We start from the raw sequence: 9,019 nt of genomic DNA, 5'->3' as shown, positions 1-9,019 counted from the left end.
CCGGCGCGTGCCCGGCATTATGGTCTCTCCAGGCTGGATTGCCTGGAGGCGGAGCAGCTGTTTTCTGTCAGGGGGACATAATGCCATTTTCTGCTGATCCACGGCGATTCCTCTCATAGCCTTTGCCCATGGCACGTCTCTCTCGATTCGTTGTCCCCGACTATCCACACCATGTCACCCAGCGCGGTGTGCGTGGCTACCTCGTTCAGGGACGGTTCGGCTCATGTATCCTCGACCAGCAGCATCTTCTTGCCACCGGCCGTTATATTGAGAACAAGGCCGGAATGGTACCAAAGGCAACCGATTATCCCTGGTCAAGCGCCCGCTACCAGTGTGGTCTGATCGATTCCAACCCTCTTCTGCGCGAACGGCCGCCTGCCAGCATAGTGGATGACTGGCTGCAGTTTCTGCGGGATGGCGAGACGGAACAGGAGGCGGTTCTTCTGGAAAAGACCCGCACCGGCCGCCCCGCCGGCAGTGATGACTTCATCAGGGAGTTGGAACGGCAGACCGGGCGAAGCCTGTTGCCGGGCCGTCCGGGGCGGCCGCGTAAAAGAAAGAAATAGATATCATGTCCCCGGATTTACATGAGAAACCAGATCGACCCCCAGACTATGTCGGATCGCATCGTAGCCGCCAGTAAAACCCTCACACTGCCGCATCCCAAGCAGCAACTGAGCCCACGGTACAGAATTTTCGGATATGGCGGGCCTGCATCTGGCTATTGGAGTGCAACCCATACTGGCTGAGCCGGTCACGTTGAATATTTCTCGCCGCTTCCACCCGCGCCCTGATGATTGCAGAAGATTCGGGTTCGGACGTGCCTGAGAGTTCCTGATAAGTAATCCGTGACCACCTGCGTCGCAGAATTGATACTTAGGTTGTGCCAAAAGTTTTGTATTCCCATGTTGCTTCTCGCCCGCAGATACGCAACTACAGCCCGGTGAAAGCAGGCGGGCATCTGCAGTACTGTGGGACAACCATCATCTATGTTGAGACGGTTTATTCCAAAGAGATTGTCAGGCTTCAGTTAAAAACAGAGGGGACGATGCGCTTAGTCGTTTTTTCAACTTCTCCACTAAACATTTGCACCCGTTTCCCCCTTACCGTCTGCCGAATATTCTTCGCAAAAGGCCATGAAGCGGCGCAGAAGCTGTGTCCGGTATTTCTCGCCATGCAGCACCAGGTAAAAGTTACGTCGTAGATCGAGAAACGGAGTCTTCAAGGCCACCAGTGCGCCACTCTGACGTGCCCTCCGGGTCGCCAGCAGCGACAGGCAGCTGATACCGAGCCCCGCCTCCACCGCCTCCTTGATCGCTTCGGTATTCCCCAGTTCCAGATAAACCTTAATGCTGTCCATTTTTCCTGCCAGCGCAGCCTCGAAAATTTCACGGGTTCCCGAACCCTGCTCTCGCAATATCCAGCGAGCCTGTACGAGATCACTAATGCTGATTTTCTTTTTTCTTGCCAACGGGTGGTCCGCCCCAGCATGGATGGCCAGATGATCTTGTCGCCAAGGAATCGTTTCGATAGCAGCCTGGTGGCAGAAGCCTTCTATAAAACCGACATCGATATTGAAGCGGAGCAATTCCTGGATAATTTGCTCCGTATTACCGACATCAAGGGAGAGTTGCGCTCCTGGAAAGGCCGCCGTAAATTTGCCTAATATCCTCGGCATCAGATAGTTGCCGATGGTCGAACTGGCCCCGACTCTCAACAAGCCCGCCAACTGATTGTCAGGCCCACTGAAAAAAGTATCAATTTCCCCAACGCGAGCAAGGACAGCGGCCGCTTTTGGTATCAACGCCCGTCCCTGATCATTCACCGCCAGTCTTCTCCCCCGGCGGTCAAAGATCTGCTCACCAAGGAGTTTTTCCAGTTCAGCCAGCGACATGCTGACCGCCGACTGGGAGATCCGTAAAGCTTCCGCCGCTCGCGTGACATTCCCTTCCTGCGCCACTGTGACAAACACTTCCAGCTGTCTAAGAGTAATACCCATTCGCAATCCTTATCAATCAAACTGATATTATTCTAAAGAATTATATATTGGACTTACGGAAAATGGAAGCCTATTTTCCTAGGCAGACCTTGCCTGAGAATACCGCGACGGTAAAGGCAGGCTTTTTCGAAGCTGATTTGAAGACGGACAATTCAACAGGAGTGATAATCGATGGTTGGTGTTAATTTTAAGAAAATCTTGTTTCTGACTCTGCTGACGGCGTGCGCTTTCCCCATGGTCAGTACGGCTCACGCTCTGATCGCCGGGATATTGTTCAGCCTGCTTCTCGGTAATCCATGGCCCCAGAAGTCTTCTGACTGGAGCAGGAAGCTGCTGCAATTATCGGTGGTTGGCCTTGGTTTTGGGCTGAGTCTTGGGCAGGTGTGGCAGGTAGGTAAAAGCTCGATACTTTATACGATTATCGGCATTTCTCTGACCTTATTGGTCGGCCTTTTATTGGGACGTTTCTTCAAAACAGAGAAGAACACCTCTGCGCTCATTTCTTTTGGTACGGCAATCTGTGGGGGTAGTGCTATCGCCGCCATGTCTCCGGTTATCAAAGCCAAGGATGACGAAGCGGCGCTGGCGTTGGCAACAGTGTTCACCCTGAACTCCGTAGCCCTGCTGGTCTTTCCGTTTTTCGGTCATCTTCTGCATCTCAGTCAACACCAGTTTGGGGTATGGGCCGGACTTGCCATTCATGACACCAGCAGTGTTGTCGGGGCCGCAGCCGCCTACGGCTCCGCCGCCCTCGCAACGGGGACGACGGTCAAACTGACCCGAGCTATCTGGATTATTCCCTTTGTGATGGGCGCGGCCTGGATGACCAAGTCCGAGAAAAAGGCCAGGGTCCCTCTGTTTATTATTGGCTTTATTGTCGCTGCGGCAGTGCGCACCCTGTTACCGCAATTCGGTACTGTTTGGGGCGGGTTGGCAGCCATCTCCAAGCAGGCGCTGGTAATAACTTTGTTTCTAATTGGTGCCGGGCTGACAAAAGAAATCTTGAAAAATGTCGGAATCCGTCCCTTGGCTCAAGGCGTCAGCCTTTGGTTGTTGGCCAGCGGCTTAACTCTGGCGGCGATTCTTAACGGCATGATTGGCTGAAACACAAAACGAATCACAAAGGTCGTCAGATCTCACGAAAGGAAAACCGATGAAACAGTTTAAGAAAATTCTTTTCGCCACGGATTTTTCCACAAATGCGGAGTACGCATTTGATGTCGCGGTGACCTTGGCCACAAAGTTGAGAGCGAAAATAATCATGGTTCATGTCGTACCCAAGCCTGTCGATCTAAGAAGTTTTTATGTGCCTCATATCTCTTTTGACCATCTGCAGCAGCAGGTTAAGAGAGAGGCAACAGCGGCAATGAATAAATTTATTGATGATAATGCCGAAAACTTCGATAACTTTGAAATTAAGATTCTTTTTGGGTCACCCTACGAGGAGATTATGAAAAAAGCCGATGAGGAAAAAGTCTCTCTCATCGTGCTGGGTAAACATGGACACCGGGAGACCGAACATTTCTTCTTCGGAACCACGGCGGATCGGGTCGTGAAAATGGCGACTCAACCGGTCATGGTGGTTCGGCACCCAGAGATAAAGCAACATGAGGTACTTAATGCCCTGAGAAATAAACTTGGGAAATAAATCCTGGAGGGAGCCACTTATGATGAGGGGAAAGATGAAAAGATTGGTTTGGTGTGTCGGATTGCTGGGTGTGCTGCTTCTGCCGTTGGCCGGCTGGGCTTATAATGCAGAATCGTCCTGTGTGCAATGCCATGGTGACCGGGCCAAAATGGACGAGTTGGGAGCCGGTTCCCTTTATCTTGATCCGGCCGCGGTGGATCGGGAAGTCAACATGGGTGGTGAACCTACATGCGTCGATTGCCACCAGGGAAATGCCCAGACCGGGGATAAGGATCTTGCCCACCAGGGTCTGTTGAAACCGTTCCTGATGGCTGTGGGGAAAACCGTTAAGGGAGAGGCGTTGGACCGCAGTGTGGTTGGCCTTGTCCCCCTTGAACCGAGCGGCCCCAGCCAGCTTTCCGCCATGCTGCCCAAGCCCGCCAAGGAGACCCTGAAGAAGGCGGGCGTTAAAAAGGTGCTGGGTCTCTATTACCATGACCGCGACCCGAAGACCTTCGCCTATTCACCCAAGATAGCCGAGAGTACCTGCGGCAAGTGTCACGCCCAGGAGGTAAATGATTACAACAGCTCCGCCAAGGGGCTGCTGAAGCACCAGAGGGCCTTCCGGAGCTTTACCGAAGGGCTGCCCGGGCCACAGAACTGCGGCGCCTGGTTCGGCGATAACTTTGAGCGTCTCGCGGAGCAGACGGCAGTCCCTTACAGTGCCCGGCAGAATGCCGCCATCGATCGTCAGTGCAACAAGTGCCATGCGGGCTGCAATGACTGTCATTTCAAACCCTACAAAGGAGAAGGCCGTCACCTGTTCGGACGGCCGGAAACCCCGTCCTGTTACGGAGGCGGCCGGGCCACAATCTGCCATGCCGGGCCCATGGATCGACGCCGGGGGGCGGGATACATGCGTGGTGAATACGCGTTTCCCAAGGATTTGCCGCCGGGGGTTCATGTCCAAAACGGGGTTGGTTGCCTCGACTGTCACAATGTGACCAATCACCGGTTCGGACATCTGGCCAGTGACGAGGCACGTAACTCCTGCAATGAATGTCACCAGGAAATCGTCGAGGCGGTCCAAAGCTCGGAACATTCAAATGTTGATTGCGCCTCCTGTCATATCCAGGCCGTTGGTGGCTACCAGTTCACTTTCTGGGGGCCGGGCAAGGTCGCCGGAATGGAAACGCCCTACGCCAAGCACAAGGAGTACTACGGCAGTCGCGACCTGCCCACTCTGATCAAGAACCCGGCCGGTCGGTGGATTCCGGTCAAACCCTTTCCTATGGCGGTCTTGAATCAGAAAAATGACGTCGAACCGTCGGGTCTGCGCTTTCGGGCCATCCCCAAGCGAACCATTCAGGGCAGAACAGAGTTGGGTGAACCGGAAACCTTTGAAGTGGCACGCGAGTTGACCGATGTCAACGATGCCTTCATCATCAACGGTACCCGCAGCGACCTGCCCGGCAACAACAAGGCTCTGCTCTGGATCCAGATGGATAAGATGAGCCACGCTCTGGGTGCTCCCCGCAGCTGCGAAAGCTGTCATGCTACAAAAAGTCAGGTTTCCCATTCTGAGTTTACCTATGCCAGCAAGAAGGATGTAGCGGAACCCTTCCGCGGCAGCTACACACTGGTTGCCGATGCCGAAGGAATACGTTTCCAAGATATCAAGACCACCGAAATCAAGCCGAAGAACAAACGCCAAGTGGAGGATTTTGCCCCCTTCAAGTTTTTCCCCGAGGCCTGGAACGTGAAGGGGATCGACTTTTCCATTCCCTTTGATGATGTCAAATACAAGGCGAACCAAAAGGAACTTCAGACTTTTCTCCGCAAGCTTGAACAGATGCCGGAAAGCAAAAATATTGCCCGAATCCGTGCAGTTGCCTTCCATAATTTGGCTAAGGGTAAAGAGATGCTGTCTAAGCTGAAATAAACAACTGAAGCCTGAGGTGTTGGAAAAAGTGGACACCTCCTTGCGCCTCTCAGGCTATCAGATTGGTATCCACTTTTTCCAACCTGCCTCAAGCTGGGGTGAGGAGCTCTGATGGTCTTTCAATCGTTCCTCACCCCAGCTTTCGATCCAGCCCCCGGTACTGCACCGCCTCGGCCAGGTGCGGCTGGCGGATGTTCTCTTCCCCGGTCAGATCGGCGATGGTGCGGGCGACCTTGAGGATGCGACTGTAGCTGCGGGCGGACATGCCGAGCCGGTCGACGACCATCTCCAGCAGTTTCTCTCCTTCAGCGTCAAGCCGGCAGAACTGTTTCAAGTGCCGGGCCTGCATCTGGCTGTTGGTGTGCAGGCCGAAGGGCTCCAGGCGTTTTCGCTGGATCTGCCGCGCCGCCTCGACCCGGGCGCGGATGGCGGCGGATGATTCGGCGCTGCAGGTCGCGGCGAGATCCTTGTGGGCGACCCGCGGCGCCTCGATGTGCAGGTCGATGCGGTCGAGCAGCGGTCCGGAGAGGCGGCTGCGGTAGCGCTGGGTCATCAGCGGAGTGCAGGAGCAGGGGTGCTGGGGATCGCCGAGAAATCCGCAGGGGCAGGGGTGTGTGCCCCTTTTCCAACAATTTAAAGTTGACTGAAAACGCCTATAAAGTAGAAATTCCCCTGACAATTCCGCTACTTGAAGAATTCACACGCGAACCCATTACCATTGGCGATCATTTGCGACGCCGCAGAATTGAGCTTGGGTTGTATCAAAAAGATGTCGCCGCCAAGCTCAGCGTCACTACCCCGACGGTCTGGAATTGGGAGAACAGAGGATCGGTTGATCTGCGCTTTATCCCCCGTGTCATCGAGTTCCTTGGCTACAACCCCATCCCCCAACCGGAGGATCTGCTGGGGAAACTGGCCTGGTACAAACAGGTCAACGGTTTGAGCTTGGAACAGCTTGGTGTCGAGATGGAACGAGATCCGGAACAGTTGGCGGATTGGCTGAGTGGTAGGCATAAACCCTGTCGTCGGAACCGGGGAGAGATTGCGGCCTTTTTGGCAAATCGGGTTCAGAGCTTTGATGCTATCAGTATTTATTGATCAGCGGAAGTTCCCTAAAATAACGGCTACTGAATGCCGAAGCTGCGTCAATGCTACAGCACCTTTCTACGGGAGACTGTGCATCGTCTGCCGGTATCCCAACAGCCTTGGTAACTGTTTTTCTTGAACAATGCCTATTTGTAATCGTATTTTAAGATACAAACACGTTTTTGGAGAACCACTCCCGTTTTGACTTCACCCCAGGCACCCAAAACAATTCTCTTGAAAATTGTCACCAATATAACTATATTTTTAGTGCAAGCTCCACTTGTTATCATTATTTTAGATTCGTAACTATTTTTTGAGGTGTGATGACATTGGACAGGACACAGAACCGGCTGGCAGGCTATGCGTTTCTGATAGAGAAATACGACCTGAGTACTTTGCCGAACTGGCACAGGTCCTCAGTCAGCCCGACCGGAACGCTGCGCTCGACGATTCAGGATGGGCAGGTAGAATCCGTCTATTCCCAGACGTATTGGCCTGGAGACGGGACGGGAGACCATCTGGAATTCGCCCTCAAGTACGACGGCGTCAATCTTGGTATCCTGTCGGTCCTTTTCGACCTGGTCCCGGCAGACGAGATCGTGGCCTGGGTCCGCTCGAAACCGACCGGGAAATACGCCCGCAGGGTCTGGTTCCTGTATGAATTCCTGACCGGGCAAGAACTCCCGCTGCCGGATTTGACCAAGGGGAATTACACCCCGCTACTTGAGCCGGACCGTTATTACACTGCAGCACCCGGCCGTCGCGTGCAGCGTCAGAGGGTCATCGACAATCTGCTTGGCGGGAAAGATTTTTGTCCCATCATCCGGCGTACCGAAAAACTCACCGCCATGGAAGAAATCAACCTGCAGAAAAGGTGCAAAGAGGTCGTGACCTCCTATCCACAGGAGCTTCTCAGACGGGCGCTAAACTACCTGTATAACAAAGAGACCAAGTCCTCATTCGAGATCGAACACATCAAGCCGAGCGCCTCCCGGACAGAGAAATTCATCGGCTTGCTGGAGATAGCCGAGCACAAGGACTTTTGCGAGAAGCCGCTCCTGATCGACGTGCAGAACCGCATCGTCGATCCCCGATTCCGAGACATGGACTACCGGGCCAACCAGAACTACGTCGGCCAGACAATTTCCTACCAGAAGCAGCTCGTTCACTATGTCTGCCCTAGACCTGCCGACCTCCCGGAACTGATGGCGGGACTGCTCGCTGCCCACCAGGTGATGAAGAAGGGCGCGGTCCCTGCCATTATCCATGCTGCTGCCATCTCCTACGGATTCGTCTTCATGCATCCCTTTGAGGACGGCAACGGCCGTATTCACCGGTTTCTCATTCACAATATCCTGTTCCTGCGCGGCGAGATCCCGAAAGGACTCATGTTCCCGGTCTCCGCCGCTATGCTGAAAAATCCGGCGCTTTACGATCACTCACTGGAAGCGTTCTCAAACCCGCTGATGCGGCTGGTTGAATACGACCTGGATGATCTCGGCCAGATGACCGTACCAAATGAGACCGGACATCTGTACAGGTACATCGACATGACCGCTCAGGCGGAGGCGTTGTATGATTTCGTCAAGCTCACCATCGAGCACGAACTGGTGGAAGAACTCGATTTTCTGGCGAATTACGACAAGACCAAGCAGGCCATTCAGGAGATCGTGGACATGCCTGACCGCCTCATTGATCTTTTTATCCAACTCTGCCTGCAAAACAATGGTCGCCTTTCGGCGAGAAAGAGGGAATCGCATTTCGGGTTTCTGACCGATGACGAGTTGGCCGACATGGAAAATGCCGTCCAGAAAGGATATGCGAGGGACTGAGTTTCAAGGTAATGGCAAAAACCACGGCCCGGCTACGCCGGACCTTCTACCAAGCGGTGTCGCACTGGCAGGTGATTTAAGTGCTGCCGTTATCCACGCTTTTGAGCTGGCCACCAAGGCTATGTTCTGTACCGATGATGTTCATGAATAATGTTTTAATCTCGCAATCAGTTTACTTGAGAAACTTATGATCTTATCTACGTCCCGGGCGATCATGGACCCCCCCCAAGGGCCAGTTGACCTGGCTGCAGTTTCTGCGGGATGGCAAGACGAAACAGGAGGCGGTTCTTCTGGAAAAGACCCGCACCGGCCACCCCGCCGGCAGTGATGACTTCATCAGGGTGTTGGAACGGCAGACCGGGCAGACCCTGTTGCCCGAAGTTCCGGGGGAAAAAGAAATCGGTATTGTCTCCCCGGATTTCTGATGTGTTCTACCAGATAAAAAATATAATTGACAAAAATTGTTGTTTTTGTCAATTATAATTACCATTATGCCCAAAAAACCCTTTTATCTCTATCCTGCGGCAATGCGG

10 protein-coding genes are annotated in these 9,019 nt (G+C 53.6%); 7 read left to right on the top strand and 3 right to left on the bottom strand.

All coding sequences use genetic code 11. The features are described from left to right. Positions 1-128 precede the first annotated feature (128 nt). Positions 129-566, top strand: a complete 438-nt coding sequence (locus C2E25_RS17080) for a hypothetical protein (protein WP_103116919.1) — start codon at positions 129-131, stop codon at positions 564-566. An 82-nt stretch (positions 567-648) separates the two neighbouring features. Here the strand turns inward: C2E25_RS17080 and C2E25_RS17075 are convergent, their stop codons facing one another. Together C2E25_RS17075 and C2E25_RS17070 are read right to left on the bottom strand one after the other, a co-directional pair. Beyond that, positions 649-798, bottom strand: a complete 150-nt coding sequence (locus C2E25_RS17075) for a hypothetical protein (protein WP_269845127.1) — start codon at positions 796-798, stop codon at positions 649-651. Positions 799-1,078: 280 nt separating this feature from the next. Beyond that, positions 1,079-1,999 carry a LysR family transcriptional regulator gene (locus C2E25_RS17070; protein ID WP_103116917.1) on the bottom strand — a complete coding sequence of 307 codons (921 nt, stop codon included), beginning with the start codon at positions 1,997-1,999 and terminating at the stop codon, positions 1,079-1,081. Positions 2,000-2,170: 171 nt separating this feature from the next. Here C2E25_RS17070 and C2E25_RS17065 point away from each other — a divergent pair, with 171 nt between their 5' ends. Genes C2E25_RS17065 through C2E25_RS17055 form a run of 3 tightly spaced genes read left to right on the top strand, consistent with a single transcriptional unit; the run spans position 2,171 to position 5,568 of the window. Beyond that, on the top strand, positions 2,171-3,103 hold the full coding sequence (locus C2E25_RS17065) for a YeiH family protein (protein WP_103116916.1): 933 nt from the start codon (positions 2,171-2,173) through the stop codon (positions 3,101-3,103). A 49-nt stretch (positions 3,104-3,152) separates the two neighbouring features. Next, on the top strand, positions 3,153-3,647 hold the full coding sequence (locus C2E25_RS17060) for a universal stress protein (protein ID WP_103116915.1): 495 nt from the start codon (positions 3,153-3,155) through the stop codon (positions 3,645-3,647). 34 nt (positions 3,648-3,681) lie between these two features. Next, positions 3,682-5,568 carry a cytochrome c3 family protein gene (locus C2E25_RS17055; RefSeq protein ID WP_103116920.1) on the top strand — a complete coding sequence of 629 codons (1,887 nt, stop codon included), beginning with the start codon at positions 3,682-3,684 and terminating at the stop codon, positions 5,566-5,568. Between the two features lie 130 nt (positions 5,569-5,698). On the opposite strand, the gene C2E25_RS17050 is transcribed toward C2E25_RS17055, so the two are convergent. Next, the gene (locus tag C2E25_RS17050) at positions 5,699-6,247 is read right to left on the bottom strand and encodes an ATP-binding protein (RefSeq protein ID WP_233189476.1); all 549 of its coding nucleotides are present in this window, start codon (positions 6,245-6,247) and stop codon (positions 5,699-5,701) included. Here C2E25_RS17050 and C2E25_RS17045 point away from each other — a divergent pair. The 3 genes from C2E25_RS17045 (at position 6,208) to C2E25_RS17035 (ending at position 8,911) form a co-directional block, all read left to right on the top strand. Further along, positions 6,208-6,666, top strand: coding sequence for a helix-turn-helix transcriptional regulator (locus C2E25_RS17045; protein WP_332882192.1), 459 nt, complete (start codon positions 6,208-6,210; stop codon positions 6,664-6,666). The two genes, C2E25_RS17050 and C2E25_RS17045, sit on opposite strands and share 40 nt — an antisense overlap. A 311-nt stretch (positions 6,667-6,977) precedes the next feature. Further along, a complete protein-coding gene (locus C2E25_RS17040; protein ID WP_103116913.1) occupies positions 6,978-8,486 on the top strand; it encodes a Fic family protein in 1,509 nt (502 codons plus the stop codon). 236 nt (positions 8,487-8,722) lie between these two features. Continuing rightward, the gene (locus C2E25_RS17035) at positions 8,723-8,911 is read left to right on the top strand and encodes a hypothetical protein (protein WP_103116912.1); all 189 of its coding nucleotides are present in this window, start codon (positions 8,723-8,725) and stop codon (positions 8,909-8,911) included. Positions 8,912-9,019 lie beyond the last annotated feature (108 nt).

The organism is Geothermobacter hydrogeniphilus, assembly GCF_002898515.1.
Classification (GTDB): domain Bacteria; phylum Desulfobacterota; class Desulfuromonadia; order Desulfuromonadales; family Geothermobacteraceae; genus Geothermobacter_A.
The sequence above is the reverse complement of the archived record's forward strand: the minus strand, read 5'-3'. Positions and strand labels throughout refer to the sequence as shown.

What these genes read in the sequence shown, in the direction of transcription:
- C2E25_RS17080 (WP_103116919.1), top strand. Translation starts at nt 129, where the DNA reads ATGGCACGTCTCTCTCGATTCGTTGTCCCCGACTATCCACACCATGTC.
- C2E25_RS17070 (WP_103116917.1), bottom strand. Translation starts at nt 1,999, where the DNA reads ATGGGTATTACTCTTAGACAGCTGGAAGTGTTTGTCACAGTGGCGCAG.
- C2E25_RS17065 (WP_103116916.1), top strand. Translation starts at nt 2,171, where the DNA reads ATGGTTGGTGTTAATTTTAAGAAAATCTTGTTTCTGACTCTGCTGACG.
- C2E25_RS17060 (WP_103116915.1), top strand. Translation starts at nt 3,153, where the DNA reads ATGAAACAGTTTAAGAAAATTCTTTTCGCCACGGATTTTTCCACAAAT.
- C2E25_RS17055 (WP_103116920.1), top strand. Translation starts at nt 3,682, where the DNA reads ATGAAAAGATTGGTTTGGTGTGTCGGATTGCTGGGTGTGCTGCTTCTG.
- C2E25_RS17040 (WP_103116913.1), top strand. Translation starts at nt 6,978, where the DNA reads ATGACATTGGACAGGACACAGAACCGGCTGGCAGGCTATGCGTTTCTG.